Raw genomic sequence first — 16,877 nt, 5'->3', positions numbered from 1 at the left:
GCTGGCGGGGGGGGGGTTTTTGGGGTTTTCTCTTTTTGGTGGTGCGTGTTTGTTTTTGGGGGCCCTGGCGGCCCGGGGGAGCGCGCGGGGCCCCCGCGACTCGAGGGCGAGGTTGTGCTCGTCCCCGCCGGGGACGTTGGCGGAGAGGTAGATAGGGGGTACCTCTCCGGCCTGGTGGAACCGTCGTACCACCTCCGCGGTCAGCAACTGCGCCAGCAGCGCCGTGGTGACCGAGGAGACCGCACAGACCGCGCCGCCGCCCTCGAGCGGCAGCAGTGCATCGCCGTACGGCGCGCCGTTGTCCAGCACGACGTCGGCGAGGTCGGCGAGCCGGTGCCCGGACGGGTGCCGTGGTGCGACCCGCGCGGTGTGCTCGACCGAGGTGACCGCGATCAACGGGTGACCGCGCTCGGTGACCAGCGCCGCCAGCTCGACCACCGAGCCGTTGATGCCGGATTGGGACGCCACCACGAACACGTCGCGCGGCTGGGGCGCCGCGAGCGCGTAGATCTGGTGGGCGATGGAGGGATCACGTTCCAGCTTGGGGTCGGCGAGCACGTCACGCGGGGCGTCACCGTGCATCACCAGGTCCCGTACCGAGAGCCGGTTGGTGGGAACCAACCCGCCGGCCCGGGCGACCAACTCGGCGGCGAACGCCTCGGAGTGCCCGGCGCCGAACGCCTGGAGCACGCCGCCGTCGCGCAGACTGTCGGCGATCAGGTCGGCGGCCCGGGTGATCCCGTCGGCCTCCGAGTCGAGCAGCCGGTCGAGCACCGGGCGGACGGCGTCCGCGTACCCCTGCGCGCTGATCATGAAAGGGTTCCCTTCGCTGCCTTGTGCCCGTCGACGGCCTGCGCTGTCCGCCGGAAGGCCGCGTGCGCCCGGTCGTGCGTGCGTTGGGCGACGGCGATGTAGAGCAGGTCGAGCACCACCAGTTGGGGATGTCGGGCGGAGAGCGCGTCCGGCCGGAAGGTGGTTGCCTGGCTGGCCGTGAGCAGCACGATGTCGGCCAGCTCGGCCAACGGGGAGCGGGGGAAGCCGGTGAGCGCGAGCGTGGTGGCGCCCCGGCTGCCCGCCTCGGCGAGCATCTCGATCGTCTCCCGGGTCTGACCGGTGTGCGAGATGCCGAGCGCCACGTCCCCCGATCGCAGCAACGCGGCGCTGGCCAGCCCCTCGTGCACGTCGTTCCACGCCCACGCCGCCACACCGATGCGGTGCAGGCTGAACTGCATCTCCTCACCGACCAGGGCGCTACCGCTGGCACCGAAGATGTTCACCCTGCTGGCGCCGGCGATCGCCACCGCGGCCCGCTCCACCTCGGCGAGGTCGAGCAGGGTGGCGGTGTCGTGCATGGCCCGGGTGTCGGCGGCCATGATCTGGTCGAGCACCCGGGCGAGCGGGTCGCTCGGCTGGATCTCCCGGCCGATGTCGACGGTCCAACCCGCCGAGCGGGCCCGGCCGGTCTCGGAGGCGATGCCCAGGCGCAGGTCGGCGTACCCCTCGAAGCCCATCGCCCGGCAGAAGCGGGTGATGGTCGCCGGTGAGGTCCCACTGCGCTCGGCCAGCTCGACGATGGTCGAGCGGGCGGCGGCCTCCGGGTCGCTGAGCACGTGCTCGGCGACCCGACGCAGGGCGCCGGTCAGCTCGCCGAGCCCGTTGCGAACCCGGGCCAACACCCCGTCGGAGGCCGAGCTCCGGCGCTCGATCACGTCGGCGTCGACCACCGCGGTCCCCGCGGCGGTGTCCACCTCGTGATCAACCATGAGACGCCTCAGCTTTCCGAAAAGACTGTTAACTGTTAGTGGTAAAAGTTCTTACTGAACGACCCTCTGTGTCAAGACTGTGGGCGAAGTTTTCAAACTGTTACCTGCTGCACAGCCCTCCACGCCCGCCACAACTTGCCCCACGCGACCCCGCCGACCAGCATGAACAAGCCAGATCGCCGTTCCGCGCAAGGAGACCCGTGCCGATGTCCGACAACGTCGTGGTGGGTCTCGATATCGGCGGTACGTCCACCCGGGCGACCGTCCTCACCCTCACCGGGCAACGCGTCGGCACCGGCCGCGCCGGCGGCGGCAACCCCACCAGTCACGGCGCCGAACGCGCCGCCGCCGAACTGCTGACCGCGCTCCGGGAGGCGCTCGCCGACGTCGACCCGACGCGGGCGGCCGCCGGCACCATCGGGCTCGCCGGAGCCGGCCGGCTGCTCGCCGACCCGGCCGGGCGGGCCGCCTTCGACCAGGCCTGGCACGACGCCGGCCTGCGCTGCCCGTACGAGGTGCACGGCGACGCCCTGGTCGCGTACGCCTCCGGCACCGCCGCCACCGACGGAACCATCCTCATCGCCGGCACCGGCGCGATCACCGCCCAGGTCCACGAGCTGCGGCTCGACCGGATCGCCGACGGCCACGGCTGGCTGCTCGGCGACGCCGGCTCGGGCTTCTGGCTCGGTCGGGAAGCCGTGCGCCGGCTGCTCGCCGACCTCGACGCCGGCCGCGAGCTTGGCGCGCTGACCACGACCGTGCTCACCGAAATTCTCGGCAGCGCCGACATCGCCGCCCACCCCCGGGACACCGTCGACGCCACCATCCAGACGGTGACCCGGCGACCCCCCATCGAACTGGCCCGGCTCGCGCCGCTGGTCGTCGACGCCGCCACCCACGGCGACCCGGTCGCCACCGCGCTGATCACCGAAGCCGCCGGGCACCTCACCGAGAGCGTGAGCCGCATCCGCCCCGCCGGAGCGGTGACACCGATCGTCCTCGGCGGCGGGCTGCTCACCGCGGACACCCCGCTCGCCGCCGCCGTCCGGGCCGAGATCGCGCGACACTGGCCGGACGCGCCACTGCGCACCGCCGGAGACGGGGCCGCCGCCGCAGCCTGGCTCGCCGCCCGTGGCCTACCCGAGGTGACCGACCCGGCCGCCCTGCACGCCCACCTCTTCCCCACCCCCTGAGCCACCACCCTGCACCCGCCACCCTCACGCCGGAGTGGCGATCGGGATCGGTCAGAGGTGGGTGTGTCCTACTTGAGCTGACCCGCGGTGAGGCCGGACTGCACCTGCCGCTGGAAGGCCACGTAGACAGCGAGCACCGGCAGCACAGCGATACTCAACCCGGCGAAGAGCCGAGCGTAGTCGCCGGCGTACCCCTGGCTGACCGACAGCGCGAACAGCCCCTGCGCCAGCATCCACTTGGACTCGTCGCCCTGCAACAGCACCTGCGGCAGCAGGAACTGGTTCCAGTGGCTGAGGAAGTTGAAGATCGCCACACTGATCAGTCCCGGACGTGCCATCGGCAGCATCACCCGGAAGAAGAGCCGGAAGTGACCGCAGCCGTCGACCAGCGCGGCCTCCGCCACCGAGGTCGGCAGGGTCCGGAAGAACGCGGTCAGGAAGAACACCGTGAACGGCAGCGAATAGGCCGCGTACACAAGGATCAGCCCGAGCCAGGTGTTGAAGAGACCGGCGTTGCGGACCACGAAGAACAGCGGCACCAGGGCGAGGAACACCGGGAACATCAGGCCGCCGACGAACAGGTAGTAGACGACCTGGCGGCCGCGGAACTCGTAGCGGGCGAAGACGTACGCGGCGGTGGCGCCCATCAGCATGGTGAGGCTGACCGAGCCGGCCACCACCACCAGGCTGTTGATGAAGTACCTGCCGATGTGCGCGCCGGTCCAGGCCCGCGCCCAGTTGTCCAGGTGCAGTGCGCCGGGCAGCCCCCACGGGTCGGCGAGGATCTCAGCGTTGGTCTTGAACGAGCTGATGAACATCCACAACAGCGGCAGTACGGTGAGCAGGCCCCAGAGCAGCAGGAAGCCGTGCGAGAGGGCGTTGGCCACGCCGAGTTCCCGGCGGAGCGGGCGGTCCCCGCTGGTGACCGGGGTCGGGGCGGTCGCGGTGGGCTGATCCAGAGTGGTCACGTGTACTCGATCCGTTCGCGCCGGCCGACCCGCAGCGACAGCACCGCCACCGAGAGGGTCAGGAAGAACATCACCACGCCGATCGCCGAGGCGTAGCCGAACTTGGTCTCGCTGCCGAAAGCGGTGTCGTACATGCGTACACCGATCACGTCGGTGGAGAAGTTCGGCCCGCCGTTGGTCATCAGCTGCACGAGGATGAACCCGTCCAGGGCGAAGATGGCCAGGTAGACCCAGGCGACCTGGACGGTGTCCCAGAGCAGCGGCAGGGTGACCCGGCGCAGGGTGGTGAACCGGGACGCGCCGTCGAGCAGGACTGCCTCGTAGATCTCCTTCGGTACGGCCGACATCGCCGCGCCGAACAGCACCACGTAGAAGCCGACGTTGCTCCAGACCATCACCGCCAGCACGCACCAGAAGGCGGTCGCCGGGTCGCCGAGCCAGGTCGGCGCGGGCAGACCGAGGCCGTGCAGAGCGCTGGTGAGCAGCCCCTGGTTGGGGTGGTACACCTCCTTCCACAGCAGCGCGATGATCACCACGGAGAGCACCTGTGGGAAGAAGTAGACAGTGCGGTAGAGCGCGCCGCCGCGTACGCCGGTGACGCCGGCACTGCCCTTGCGCCCGCCCATGGCGAGCATGGTGGCGAAGAAGAGCCCGAGCACGATGGTCAGCACCGGCACCAGGCCCAGCAGGATCGCGTTGTTCTTCAGCGCGTTCCACACGTAGTCGTCGTGCCAGAGGGTCTTGAAGTTGGCCAGGCCGACCGGGTTGGCGTCGGCGGAGTAGCCGAGCCAGTCGGTGGTGGAGATCTGGAACGCCTGGAGGTACGGCGAGACGACGAAGAACACGTACAGCAGCACCGGTGGCACCAGGAACGTGACGATCAGCGGCCACTTGCCATGTTTCACGAGAGGGACCTCTCCGTTGGGGTACGGCCGGTGGGGGCGGACCTCTCCCCCACCGGCCGGGCGGTCAGGCCGCTCGCTTGTACTTCTTGATCGAGCTGTCCTGGGCGATCGAGTCGGCGCCCTTCTGGCACTGTTCGAGGAACTCGGCGGGGCCGATCCGGCCGCTGAAGAACTCGCCGCACGCGGCGTCGACGAGGTTGCGCTCCAACTTGCGGTAGAAGCTGTTGTAGACCCAGTTGAAGCCGTTGGCGCCGGACGCGTCGAGGGCCTTGACCACTGTGCTCAGCCCGTACGGCAGCTCGACGCCCTCGGTGGCGCCGGCGACCACTGTGAGGCTGGCGACCTTCTTCGTGAAGTCCTGGGCGCCCTTCTTGGAGAGCATGGTCCGGAAGTACTCCAGGCCACCGGCGACGTTGCGGGCCTTGGCGGGCACCATGAACGGTTCCCCGGCGGTGCCCCGGATCGCCTCGAACGGCAGTTTGTCGCCGCCGCCCAGGCTCGGCGTCGGCGCGATGGTCATGTTGAACCCGGCCGGGGTGACGTCCTTCTGCTCGCTCTCCAGCCAGGAGCCGCAGGAGATGAAGGCGGCCTTGCCCTGACACCAGGCGGTCTGCGACTGCTTGTGGTCCAGGCCGGGCGAGCCGTCCAGGATGTACTTGTCCTTGACGATCTGGTGCCAGGCGTCGGCGGCGGCGCGCATCGAGTCGGACTTCCAGGCGTTCGGCTCCAGGTTGTCGATGGCGGTCGCCACCGACGGGCCGCCGAACTTGATCGCCGTGGAGATCAGCGGCCAGCTCATGTAGCGCGGGTGCAGGCCGGCGTACGTCCAGGGGGCGATGCCGGCGGCCTTGATCTGCTTGCAGAGCGCGATGTGCTCGTCCCAGGTCTTCGCGTACGACCAGCCGCGGTCGGCGAAGAGCTTGGCGGAGTGCCAGATGCCGTAGGCGGTGTAGGTGTAGTTGAGCACCAGGAACTTGCCGTCGTAGGAGCCGACCTCGACCGCGCCGGGCAGCAGGGTGTCCTTGACCGTCTTGCCGGGGATGTCGAGGCTCGGGGCGGCCAGCAGCTCGTCGAGGCCGGCGAGGGCGTTCTGGCTGACCAGGCCGTTGAAGTCGATCTGGCTGGAGCCGGAGTTGTTGACCACGTCCGGCGGGGTGCCGTCCACGAAGCGCGGCTGGAGGGTCTTGCTGATCTCCTGGGTGGAGGAGTGCTTGATCTTCGCCTTCGGGTACTTCTCGGTGTACATGGCCTCGTGGGCCTTGGCGTACTCCTCACCGAACCCGCCGCCGAAGATCACCACCTCGAGTGGGGCGTCCTCCTTCACGCCGAGCGGGTTCTGCGCGCTCTTGGTGCCCTGGTAGGTCTCGGCATCGTTCTTGTCACCGCCACCGCTGGTGGCGCAGCCGGACAGCAGGCCGGCGGCGGGGGTGGCCAGGAGGCCGGCGGCGGCGCTGCGCCGCAGGATGTCACGCCTGTTCATGGGTTCTCCTCGGGTCGGGTCGGGCGGATCGCCGGTCTGTGGGGGAGGCGTCCGCCGCGCGAGGGGCGGTAGTTCTCTTCAGTTCATGCTCTGTTGCTGAAGAATTTCTACGACAGCTGGGCTCGGACTTCAAGTCCTGACTGTCGAACCGTTATCACCACCAGCCGCCGCCGGGTCGCCTAGCCTGAGGCGATGCGCCGTCTGCGCGAGCTGGCCGAGCGCACCCCGGCTGGGCGGGAACGGTACGTCGACCTGCTCCGCGCGCTCGCCATCACCATGGTCGTTTTCGGACATTGGAGCGTCACGGTGATCGGCCGCGACCCCGGCGGGCAGGCCACCGGGCACTCAGCGCTCGGCGACCTGCGCTGGGCGTACCCGCTGACCTGGCTGGCCCAGGTGATGCCGGTCTTCTTCCTGGTCGGGGGGTACGCCAACGCGGCCTCGCTGACCCGGCTGCAGGCCCGCGGCGGCGACGCCGCCGGCTGGCTGATCGACCGCAGTGCCCGCCTGGTCCGGCCCACCAGCACGCTGCTGCTGGTGCTCAGCGCAGCCGCGGCGCTCGCCTGGCCGCTCGGCGCCGACCCCACCCAGATCCGCGAAGTGTTCTGGTTCGCCACCATTCCGCTCTGGTTCCTGGTCGCCTACCTGGCGGCGGTCGTGCTCACCCCACCGATGTACTCGCTGCACCGCCGCCTCGGCCTGGCCGTGCCGCTGGCGCTCGTCACACTGGTCGGCCTCGGCGACCTCGGCCGGCTGAGCGGGCCGGAGGAGCTGAGCTACGGCAACTACCTGTTCGGTTGGCTCGCCGTCCACCAGCTCGGCTTCGCCTGGCACGACGCCCGCACCGCGCCACCACCTGCCGAGACCGACGCTGCCGGGCCGTCGACTCCCGACCGCCCAGGGGTACGCCGACGGCGGCTGCCCACCTCCCGCCGGGCCGGTCTGGTCTTCCTGGCGGGCGGGCTGAGCGCGGTGCTGCTACTCACCGTCCTCGGCCCCTGGCCGGTGGCCATGCTCAAGGTGCCCGACGAACGGCTCGACAACGCCGCGCCACCCAGCCTCGCGTTGCTGGCCGTCGCCACCGGCCAGCTCGGTCTGATCCTGCTGCTGCGCGGCCCGGCCGAGCGACTGCTGCGCCGCACCGGGCCGTGGCAGCTGGTGATCGGAGTCAACCTGGTGGTGCTGACCGTCTTCCTCTGGCACCTGACCGCCGCGATCCTGCTGATCGGGTTGCTCGACGCGGTCGGGACGCTGCCCACCCCGGCGGTCGACACGGCCGCCTGGTGGGCCTGGCGGGTGCCCTGGTTGCTGCTGCTCAGCGCCGTTCTGGCGGTGCTGGTCGCCATCTTCGGGCCGGTGGAGGCCCGCAGCGGCCGGCACCGCAGCGGGCGACGGCCCCCTCGGGGCACCCCGGCCCGGGCGGCGTTGGCGGTGGCCGGCTACGCCGCCGTGGTGGCCGCGCTGCTGGTCAACAGCACCACGCCGAAGCAGGCCCCGGAGCCGCTCGGCACGCCCGTCCCGGCGCTGGTGGCGTACCTGGCCGGGGCGGGCGTGCTGCGACTGCTCAGGTCTGGGTGGGGAACCCGAGGTTGACCCCGCCGTGGCGCGGATCCAACCAGCGGCTGGTGACGACCTTGCCCCGGGTGAAGAAGCGCACCCCGTCCTCGCCGTGCGCGTGCAGGTCACCGAAGAGCGACGACTTCCAGCCGCCGAACGAGTGGTACGCCATCGGCACCGGGACGGGCACGTTGATCCCGACCATGCCCACCTCCACCTCATGCTGGTAACGCCGGGCCGCCCCGCCGTCGTTGGTGAAGATCGCCGTGCCGTTGCCGTACGGGCTGGCGTTGACCAGGTCCACCGCCTCGTCGTACGAGCCGACCCGGACCACGCTCAGCACCGGCCCGAAGATCTCGTCGGTGTAGATCGACATGTCCGGGGTCACCCGGTCGAAGAGCGTCGGACCGAGCCAGAAACCGTCCCGGTCGCCGTCCGGCGTCACGTCCCGCCCGTCCACCACCGGCACCGCACCGGCGGCGACACCGGCGTCCACGTAGGAGCGCACCTTCGCCTCGTGCGCGGCGGTCACCAGCGGGCCCATGTCGCAGCCCCGTCGGCCGTCGCCGGTGCGTAGACCGGTCACCCGTGCGGCGATCCGCTCGACCAGCGCGTCCGCCACCGGCTCCACCGCCACCAGCACCGAGATGGCCATGCACCGCTCCCCCGCCGAGCCGAATCCGGCGTTGACCGCCGCGTCGGCGGCCAGGTCCAGATCGGCGTCCGGCAGCACCACCATGTGGTTCTTCGCCCCACCGAGCGCCTGCACCCGCTTGCCGGCGGCGGTGCCGCGTTGGTAGACGTACCGGGCGATCGGGGTGGAGCCGACGAACGACACCGCCCGTACCTCCGGGTGCTCCAGCAACGCGTCGACCGCCTCGGAGTCGCCGTTGACCACGTTGAGCACCCCGTCGGGCAGGCCCGCCTCGGCGAACCACTCGGCCAGCAGCAGCGCCGCGCTCGGGTCCTTCTCGCTCGGCTTGAGCACCACCGCGTTGCCGCAGGCCACCGCCACCGGCACGAACCACAGCGGCACCATCACCGGGAAGTTGAACGGGGAGATCACCGCGACCACGCCGAGCGGCTGCCGGATGGTGTACGAGTCGACCTCGGTGGACACGTTCTCGCTGAACGCGCCACGCAGCGCCGACGCCAGACCGCACGCGTACTCGATGACCTCCAGGCCGCGCTGCACCTCGCCGGCGGCGTCGGCGAGCACCTTGCCGTGCTCGGCGGTGATCACCTCGGCGAGCCGGTGCCGCCGGCCGTGCACCAGCTCCCGAAAGGCGAACAGCACAGCGGACCGCCGGGCCAGCGACGCGTCCCGCCAGGTCCGCGCCGCGCGGGCGGCGGCCTGCACCGCAACGTCGACGTCGACGGTCGAGGCCAGCTCGACCTCTGCGGTACGCCGACCGGTCGCCGGGTCGAACACGTCGCCGCGCCGCTGCGACGTGCCGCCGACTCGCTTGCCGTCGATGAAGTGACCGATGCTCATGCCGCCACCCCCGCAGCCGAACGGATCGCGTCGACGAGGATCGCCAGGCCCTCACGGGCCTCCTCCTCGGTCAGCGTCAACGGTGGGCCCATCCGCAGCACGTTGCCGTGCAGACCGCCCTTGCCGGTCAGCAGGCCACCGTCCCGGGCGGCTTCGAAGACCCGGTTGGTCAGCGCCGGATCCGGCTCACTGCCGCCCGGCCGGACGAACTCGACGCCGAGCATCAGCCCCTTTCCGCGTACCTCGGCGACGCAATCGAGCCCGCCCACGGCGGACCGCAGGCCGTCGGCGAGGATCGCGCCGACGCGGGCCGCGTTCGCCTGGAGGTCGTGCGCGATCAGGTAGTCGAGCACCGCGTTGCCGGCCGCCGTGGAGATCGGGTTGCCGCCGAAGGTGGAGAAGCTGATGGCCGGCACCGACTCCAGCACCTCGGCCCGGCCGACCACCCCGGCCAGGGCGAACCCGTTGCCGATGCCCTTGGCGAAGGTGAGCAGGTCCGGGGTGACGCCGTGCGCCTGGTAACCCCAGAAGTGCTCCCCGGTACGCCCCCAACCGGTCTGCACCTCGTCGGCGATGAACAGGATGCCGTGCTCGTCGAGGACCTTCTTCCAGCCGGCGAAGAGCCCGTCCGGCGGGTGCACGAAACCGCCCACGCCCTGGATCGGCTCGGCGATCAGCGCGGCCACGTCACCGGCGGTCTGGGTGGCCAACACCTCGCGCAGGTCCTCCACCGCCGCGTCGACCTGCTCGTCGGCGCTGAGCCGGGCCAGCAGACCCCGCACCCGGTCACCGGAGTGCAGCCAGGCCACCTGGAGCGGGTTGAGGCCGCTGGCCGACCAGTTGCGGTTGCCGGTGACGCCCATCGCCGCGTACGACCGGCCGTGGTAACTGTTGCGCACGGCCAGGATCTGGTGCGAGCGGCGGTGATTGGTGGCGACCAGCAGCGCCGCCTCGTTCGCCTCGGTGCCGGAGTTGGTGAAGAACACCCGGGCGTCCGGGATGCCGGAGCGCTGGGCGATCTTCTCGGCCAGCTCCACCTGTTGGCGGATCAGGTAGAGCGTCGAGGTGTGCACGATGCCGGTGGCGAGCTGCCGCTCGACGGCCTCCCGGATCTCCGGGATGTCGTACCCGATCATGTTGGTCAGCACGCCGCCGAAGAAGTCCAGGTAGCTGCGACCCTGCGCGTCGGTGACCCGGCGGCCCGAGCCGGAGACCAACTCGAGCGGCTCGGCGTAGTACAACGGCATCCAGGACGGGAGCACGGCCCGGTGCCGGGCCAGCAGGTCGTCGGTCATCGTGGCAACCCTTCAGCGGCGTTCGTGGATACCGCACGCTCCCACCGCCGGCCGACGCGAACAACTGTCAGCCTGTAGCGCATGGACGTCCCGACCTGACAGCACGTCAACGGTTTCCACGGCGGGTATGGGCCTCGACCCATGATTTCCGCCGCGCTCATGGGGAAAGCCCACTCGATCCGTAGCCTCGCCGGCCACCGCCACCCTGGGTCGGTCCACTGTCGCCGAATTGGTCAGGGAAGGCCGGTAGGTGTCTGTGGCTCGGTCGCCGACCGCAACGCCCGCGGCGGGCGGCCCGCCGCCCGCGCGTGCGCGACCTGGCGGGGACGCAACGGCAGGTGCAGGGCGGCGGCGACCACCGCGAAGGCCGCCCAGCCGGCACCCAGCGCCGCAGCCGACGAGACGTCCTGAAGGTAGTGGTAGGCGGTGAGGAAACCGACCAGCGCGAGGCTGTTACGGGCGAAGTGCCGACTGAACTCGGTCAACTGCCGGCGGGCCTCCACGGCGACCAGCACCCCCGAGTACGGGAACGTCACCACCATGCCGCGCAGCACCGCGCCGAGCAACTGGGTGAGGACCGCCCCAACGAAGATCACCACCAGTTTGAGCAGCGCCGGCAACCCGTCCGGGCGGGTCTCCGCGACGGCGACCGCCTCCTCGGCGAGAACGGCGGGCGGGCCGACGCCACGGCTGTCGCTGTGGCTGGCACGACGACGCAGCCACAGGATGGCCGCCAGCCAGAGCACGAGCGTCACGGCCAGAGCCACCTCGAACGAAATGTGGACGGCCAACAGGCCGGCGCTCAGCGCCACGTAGACGGCGATCCCCGCGACGTCGGCGAGCAGGATCGGCCAACGCCACCGCTGGTGGGTGACCGCCACGGTGACGAAGAAGAGGTTGAGCCCGAGCACACCGAGCACCTGCGCGCCCTCCACCCGATAGTCGGTGGTGAGCAGGGCGAGCGTCATCGGCAGCGGCAGGCTGTAGACCAGCGCGCGGAGCCGGACGGAGCGGATCACGCTGACCACCCAGACCACGGCCGTCACCAGCAGGACCGCGCTCCACGTCATGACTCACCCGTTCCCGCCCCGGTGGGGGGGCCGTCAGTCCTGGAAGGTCGCGGCGTTCGCGCAGAGGTCGAACACGCGGGTGAGCCGAGCGACGTCCGTCCGGTTGACCGAGAACTGATTCTCGCCGATCTCGCCGTGCGCGGTCATGTGGGCCTCCCAACAGCTCGACCCGTCCCAGAGTGTCAAGTTCACGTGCAGGTGCGGACTCACCACCCCGAGAGGCAGCAGACCCACCCGCGCCCCGGCCGCGCGCTGCTTCTCCACCAGGGCGGACAGGTCGTCGGTCAGCGTGGCGTAGACGAAGACCCGGGTGATCTGGACACCCCGTTGCAGGGCCTCCACATTGGCCTCCCAGTAGCGCCGGCCGATCTCACTGCGCCACCAGCTCAGCTCACCGCTCACCCGGGGCATCACGTTGGTCAACCCGTCCAGCCGACGTACACAGGCGCGGGTCGCGCCGACCAGATCCTCGTCCTCGTCACCGCGCCGGATGATCCGGCCGTCCGCGAGCTGCTCGGCCTCCAACCGGAACTGCTCGTAGCGCCGCTGCGCCTCCACCGCGACCCGGGTGCCCGCGTGCTGCTCGGCCGCCTCCCGCATGGCCCCGGCCAGCTCCGTCGTGGTGCGGACCAGCCAGGGCGGGCCGTCCAACAGGGTGCGCAGGTGGAAACGGCGCTCCGCGCGGGCCAGTGAGTCGACCAACAGCGAGATGGTGATGCCCATCAGGCCGGCCAACAGCGACTCCACCCCGGAGGCGGCGTTGCTCAGGTCGAGCACGACGCTGAGGGTGATCGACAGCGTGATGCCGACCAACGCCACCGGGTCGGTGTGCGCCACCAGCCGGACGAAGCCGGCGGTGGAGCCGCCGCCCTCCCGTAACCGTTGACGGGCCACGTCACGGGTCATCGAGATCCCCCAATCAGCCGCTCCCGCCAGCGTAGACAGCAACCACAACCACCGGCCCCGCCGCGGCGGGCCGGTAGCATCCGGCTGTGCAGAGAGCGGACGCGGCGCTGTCGACCGGAACGGACGACGAGCGGATCACGGCGGATATCCAGACCTGGGTCTGCTCCACCCCGCTCCGCGGCCTGGTCGCCCACTTCGGCGGCACCTGGCCCGACGGTGACCTCACCGACGTGCTCCGCTTCCTCGACGACTTCTCCGCCCGCCACTGGGACTTCCGGGGCGGCCGGGAACGGCCCGACGCCCGGGAGCCCGACCTCGACCCGGCCACCGCGACACTGGTGCTCGACGCGGCCGCCGCGCTCGGGCTGATCCACCCGGTGCCACCGGCCCGGTCGGCGTACGCCGACCTGGTGGTGCTCGGCGGCCTGGCGCACGCCTGCGTACGCCGCGTCGGCTACGCCGCGCACCTGCTCCGCGCCGGCCTACCGGTGAGCGGCGAGGTCGCCGTGCTGGGCAGCTTCCGGCCGCTGTCGGACTGGGAACGCCGCACGCTCGCCGAGGCGGGCCTGCCGGCCGACCAGACCGAGGTGGACGTGCTGGACACGGCCGTCCGCCGGGTGTTCGAGGTGGCCGCTCCGGCCGAGCAGGACGGCGTCGACGCCGGCCACCCGCACCACTCCTGGTCGTCGCGGACCTACCGACCCGATGGGCTGCCGCCGATCCGGGTACTGGCCGCGCCGTCCAGCGAACCCGACCAGCGGCGGGCCCACACCGCCGACACCCAGCGGTTCTGGGCCGGCCACGTCCGGCTCGCGCCGGGCGACAAGGTCCTGATGGTCACCGCGCCGATCTACGTGCCGTTCCAGCACTGCGACGCGCTGCGCACACTGGCAGTGCCGTACGGGTGCACCATCGATACGGTCGGGGTGGACCCGGCGCTTGCCGACCTGGCGGTGCTGCCCGAGCAGACACTCACGCCTGGGCGCTACCTCCAGGAGATCCGCTCGGCGATCCGCTCGATGCGCGCCCTGTACGCCGGGCTTCATCCACGCTGACCTGGAAGGCCCGGCCCGCCGCCGAGTGGTCTCAGCGGGCGGTGTCGGCGACGGCCTTGGCGAAGACCTCGGAGCGGTGCTCGAAGTTGCGGAACCGGCCGTAGCTGGGCGCGGCCGGGGACAGCAGCACCACCCCGCCGGCCGGGGTCACCTCGCGGGACAGCCGGACCGCGTCCACCAGATCGTCGACCAGTTCGGTACGCACCTTCGGCAGGCCGGCGAGCACCTCGACGATCCGGGTGCCGCTGTCCGGAATCCCGATCACCGTCAGCTCCCGCTCGGCCAGGTGCTCGGCCAACGGCGTGTAGTCCAGACCCCGGTCGTTGCCCCCGACGATCACCGTCAACGGCCGCCCGTCGTACGCGTCGATGGCGTGCATGGCCGCGTACGGGCTGGTGGCCAGCGTGTCGTCGACGAACGTCAGCCCGGACGGGTCGGTGATCTCGGTGAGCCGGTGGGCCAGCCCCTGGAATTCGGCGACCGCGACCGCGAGGTGGTCCTTACCGGCCACCACGTCAACGCCGAGCGCGTCGAGCACGGCGAGCGCGACACAGAGGTTGCCCTCGTTGTGCCGGCCGACCAGCGGCAGCACCGCACGCGGGAAGAGCGGCTGGTCACCGAAGTGGAACCACTGCGTACCGTCGGCGCCGGTGGCGACGTGGGTGGTGTCGGGGCGACCGGCGCGGACCGCCGGCAGCTCACCCAGCTCCGCGGCGAGCCTGGGATCGCCACCGTTGACCACTATCGTCTGCGGGTCGTGGGCGAGCAGGTTGAGCTTGTCCCGGTAGTACTCCCGTTCCCCACCGTGCGCGTCCAGGTGCTCCGGGAAGAGCGCGGTGACCACCGCCACCCGGGGCGAGTCGGTGAGGTCGCTGCACTGGTAGCTGGACAGCTCCAACACGTACAGCTCCGCGTCCGGCAGGTCCAGGGTCGGCACCCCGATGTTGCCGCCGAAGACGTTCGGCCGGCCCATCGCGGTGAGCAGGTGACTGATCAGGCTGGACGTGGTGCTCTTGCCCTTGCTGCCGGTGACCCCGACGGTGCGCGCGGCGTGGTCGGCCATCCACAACGCGGTGCCCTGGGTCACCAGGATCCCGCGTCGGCGCAGCTCGATGAGCCACGGGTGGGTCTGGGGCACGCCCGGGGAGCGGACCACCACGTCCGCGGCGGCCAGCCGTTCGAAGCCCGCCTCGCCGGTGACCAGCGGCGCCGCCTCGGCCAGGGGGCCGTCCCAGGGCAACGACAGGAAGTTCGCGCTGTCGTCGACGGCGACCAGCTCAGCCGGGCCGTGCGCGGCGATGGCGGTCACAGCGGCCCGGCCCTCCCGACCGGTGCCCCAGACGGCGACGGTACGTCCGCGCAGGTCAGAAAGGCGCACGGGGCTCTCCTCGTGGGTCACGGCGGCGGCAGGGCGGGCCCGGTCCGGACACGGCCGGACGAACCAGGGCCTAGTATGGCGTGTGCCCAACGAGCAGCTCCGGCGGATGGACGCCTTCACCTTCCCGTCCTACTCGATCGACTTCGCTACCGGCGAGGTGTTGTTCGACTACGCCCTGACCGGCCCGGCCGGTGAGCAGCGGTTCACCGAGGTGATCACGCTTCCGCTGCCGGCGGAACCGCCCTCCGACGAGACGGTGGCGACCCTCAACCGGGTGCTGGAGGTGCTGCACCTCGTCGCCGGGGTCAGCTACTACAAGGCCGCCGCGCCGCCCCGACTCGTGCTGCCGGCGCCGCTGGGCGCGGCCACCGTCGACTACGTCACGGCCGTCTACACCAAGGGCCTCGCGGAGTACGCGTACCGCAACCAACTGCCGCACGTGCTCGAGCTGCGCCCGGAGGCGCCGGCCGGCACCCCGGAGTCACCCCGGGTGTACGACGACTCGGACCGTCGCCCGCTCTCGGCGGTCGGCGGCGGTAAGGACTCGATCGTGAGCCTGGAGGCGCTGCGCCGCGCCGAACTGGACCCGGTGCCGTTCTCGGTCAACCCGAACCACGTGATCGTCGCCGTCAACGAGGCGTCCGGGCTGGTCCCGCTGGCCGCCCGGCGGCGCATCGACCCGGTGCTGTTCGACCTGAACGCGGCCGGCGCGCTGAACGGGCACATCCCGGTCACCGCCATCAACTCCCTGGTCGCGGTGGCCACCGCCGTCCTGCACGGGCTGGGCCCGGTGGTGATGTCCAACGAGCGTTCGGCGTCCGACCCGAACCTGGTCTGGAACGGCCACGAGATCAACCACCAGTGGTCCAAGGGCGTCGAGGCGGAGGGGTTGCTGCGGGCGTCGCTGGCCGAGCACGCCGGCCTGACCGACCCGTACTTCTCCCTGCTGCGTTCGCTGTCCGAGCTGCACATCGCCCGACTGTTCGCCGAGTTCACCCGGTACGACGACGTGGTGACCAGCTGCAACCAGGCGTTCAAGCTGCGCGACGCGAGTGAGCGCTGGTGCCGTGACTGCCCGAAGTGCCGCTTCGTCTTCCTGGCCATGGCGCCGTTCATGCCACGGGAGCGGGTCACCCACATCTTCGGCGGTGACCTGCTGGCCGACGAGTCGCAGATCCCCGGCTACCGCGAGTTGCTGGGCGTGGACGGGCACAAGCCGTTCGAGTGCGTGGGCGAGGTCGAGGAGTCGGTGGTGGCCCTCGGCCTGCTCGCCGAGCAGGACCAGTGGCGCGACGCCCCGGTGATCCAGGCCCTGGTCGACGCCGTCCCGGAGACGGCCTGGTCCGCAGTGGCCCACTCGGACGTCTTCACCCCCGGCGGCCGCAACCACATCCCACCCACGTACGCCAAAGCCCTGAATTCCCTCACCTGACTCGGAAGTGGGCCCACTTTCCCCAGTCGGCCCGCCCCGCCCCGCCCCGCCCCGCCCCGCCCCGCCCCGCCCCGCCCCTGGGGAGTGTGCCCCTGCTCCTTTGGAGCTGATGTCGTAAACGAATCAGGGCACGGTTGACCCGCGCCGAGCCGAGCCGAGCCGAGCCGAGCGATTCGTTTACGACATCAACTCGATAGCGTGCCGGCTCCCTATGCCAACCCCTACGCCGGGCCGACCCGCCCCCGTCGATCATGGCGTTCTGGTGGGCGCAATAGACGTTTTCGCGCCTTCTGCCCCCCACCACAACTCCTTGATCGACGCGGGCGGGGCGCGGGCGGGGCGCGGGCGGGGCCGGGCGGGGCCGGGCGGGGCCGGGCGGG

The 16,877-nt window shown here is 71.3% G+C and carries 13 protein-coding genes and 1 pseudogene; 4 read left to right on the top strand and 10 right to left on the bottom strand.

Annotated elements, in window-relative coordinates; all coding sequences use genetic code 11:
- Positions 1–93 precede the first annotated feature (93 nt).
- Positions 94–813, bottom strand: a pseudogene (locus tag ABZ794_RS00070) (SIS domain-containing protein); the annotation flags it as partial.
- A complete protein-coding gene (locus ABZ794_RS00065; protein WP_357513410.1) occupies positions 810–1,763 on the bottom strand; it encodes a MurR/RpiR family transcriptional regulator in 954 nt (317 codons plus the stop codon). The pseudogene ABZ794_RS00070 and the gene ABZ794_RS00065, both read right to left, overlap by 4 nt.
- Before the next feature lie 206 nt (positions 1,764–1,969).
- Here ABZ794_RS00065 and ABZ794_RS00060 point away from each other — a divergent pair, with 206 nt between their 5' ends.
- The gene (locus ABZ794_RS00060) at positions 1,970–2,956 is read left to right on the top strand and encodes a BadF/BadG/BcrA/BcrD ATPase family protein (protein ID WP_210781984.1); all 987 of its coding nucleotides are present in this window, start codon (positions 1,970–1,972) and stop codon (positions 2,954–2,956) included.
- A 68-nt stretch (positions 2,957–3,024) separates the two neighbouring features.
- On the opposite strand, the gene ABZ794_RS00055 is transcribed toward ABZ794_RS00060, so the two are convergent.
- The 3 genes from ABZ794_RS00055 to ngcE all read right to left on the bottom strand — a co-directional run bounded on the left by ABZ794_RS00055 (position 3,025) and on the right by ngcE (position 6,309).
- Complete coding sequence (locus ABZ794_RS00055) at positions 3,025–3,924, bottom strand: carbohydrate ABC transporter permease (protein WP_357513408.1); 900 nt, start codon at positions 3,922–3,924, stop codon at positions 3,025–3,027.
- Positions 3,921–4,829 (bottom strand): sugar ABC transporter permease, encoded by a 909-nt coding sequence (locus tag ABZ794_RS00050; RefSeq protein ID WP_210781986.1) that lies wholly within the window; start codon positions 4,827–4,829, stop codon positions 3,921–3,923. The genes ABZ794_RS00055 and ABZ794_RS00050 overlap by 4 nt, the downstream gene beginning before the upstream one ends.
- Positions 4,830–4,893: 64 nt before the next feature.
- Positions 4,894–6,309, bottom strand: coding sequence for an N-acetylglucosamine/diacetylchitobiose ABC transporter substrate-binding protein (ngcE, locus tag ABZ794_RS00045; RefSeq protein WP_357513405.1), 1,416 nt, complete (start codon positions 6,307–6,309; stop codon positions 4,894–4,896).
- Between the two features lie 192 nt (positions 6,310–6,501).
- On the opposite strand from ngcE, the gene ABZ794_RS00040 reads away from it, so the two are divergent.
- Complete coding sequence (locus ABZ794_RS00040; RefSeq protein ID WP_357513404.1) at positions 6,502–7,902, top strand: acyltransferase; 1,401 nt, start codon at positions 6,502–6,504, stop codon at positions 7,900–7,902.
- Here the strand turns inward: ABZ794_RS00040 and ABZ794_RS00035 are convergent.
- The 4 genes from ABZ794_RS00035 to ABZ794_RS00020 all read right to left on the bottom strand — a co-directional run bounded on the left by ABZ794_RS00035 (position 7,874) and on the right by ABZ794_RS00020 (position 12,632).
- A complete protein-coding gene (locus ABZ794_RS00035; protein WP_357513402.1) occupies positions 7,874–9,361 on the bottom strand; it encodes a CoA-acylating methylmalonate-semialdehyde dehydrogenase in 1,488 nt (495 codons plus the stop codon). The two genes, ABZ794_RS00040 and ABZ794_RS00035, sit on opposite strands and share 29 nt — an antisense overlap.
- Positions 9,358–10,656, bottom strand: coding sequence for an aspartate aminotransferase family protein (locus tag ABZ794_RS00030; protein WP_112603399.1), 1,299 nt, complete (start codon positions 10,654–10,656; stop codon positions 9,358–9,360). Before ABZ794_RS00030 ends, ABZ794_RS00035 begins: the two co-directional genes overlap by 4 nt.
- A gap of 233 nt (positions 10,657–10,889) precedes the next feature.
- Positions 10,890–11,726: a hypothetical protein gene (locus ABZ794_RS00025; RefSeq protein WP_210781996.1), complete on the bottom strand. Its 837-nt coding sequence runs from the start codon at positions 11,724–11,726 to the stop codon at positions 10,890–10,892.
- 33 nt (positions 11,727–11,759) lie between these two features.
- Positions 11,760–12,632, bottom strand: a complete 873-nt coding sequence (locus ABZ794_RS00020; protein ID WP_210781998.1) for a hypothetical protein — start codon at positions 12,630–12,632, stop codon at positions 11,760–11,762.
- Between the two features lie 86 nt (positions 12,633–12,718).
- Between ABZ794_RS00020 and ABZ794_RS00015 the strand changes: the two genes are divergently transcribed.
- The gene (locus ABZ794_RS00015) at positions 12,719–13,687 is read left to right on the top strand and encodes a hypothetical protein (protein WP_210782000.1); all 969 of its coding nucleotides are present in this window, start codon (positions 12,719–12,721) and stop codon (positions 13,685–13,687) included.
- 31 nt (positions 13,688–13,718) lie between these two features.
- Here ABZ794_RS00015 and murD read toward each other — a convergent pair whose 3' ends face one another.
- Positions 13,719–15,065: a UDP-N-acetylmuramoyl-L-alanine--D-glutamate ligase gene (gene murD / locus ABZ794_RS00010; RefSeq protein WP_210782002.1), complete on the bottom strand. Its 1,347-nt coding sequence runs from the start codon at positions 15,063–15,065 to the stop codon at positions 13,719–13,721.
- A gap of 82 nt (positions 15,066–15,147) precedes the next feature.
- Here murD and ABZ794_RS00005 point away from each other — a divergent pair, with 82 nt between their 5' ends.
- A complete protein-coding gene (locus tag ABZ794_RS00005) occupies positions 15,148–16,497 on the top strand; it encodes a hypothetical protein (RefSeq protein WP_357513398.1) in 1,350 nt (449 codons plus the stop codon).
- Positions 16,498–16,877 lie beyond the last annotated feature (380 nt).

This window comes from Micromonospora sp. NPDC047187 (assembly GCF_040643355.1).
In the GTDB taxonomy this organism is placed as follows: Bacteria; Actinomycetota; Actinomycetes; order Mycobacteriales; family Micromonosporaceae; genus Micromonospora; species Micromonospora salmantinae.
This window is presented reverse-complemented; position numbering and strand designations above follow the sequence as displayed.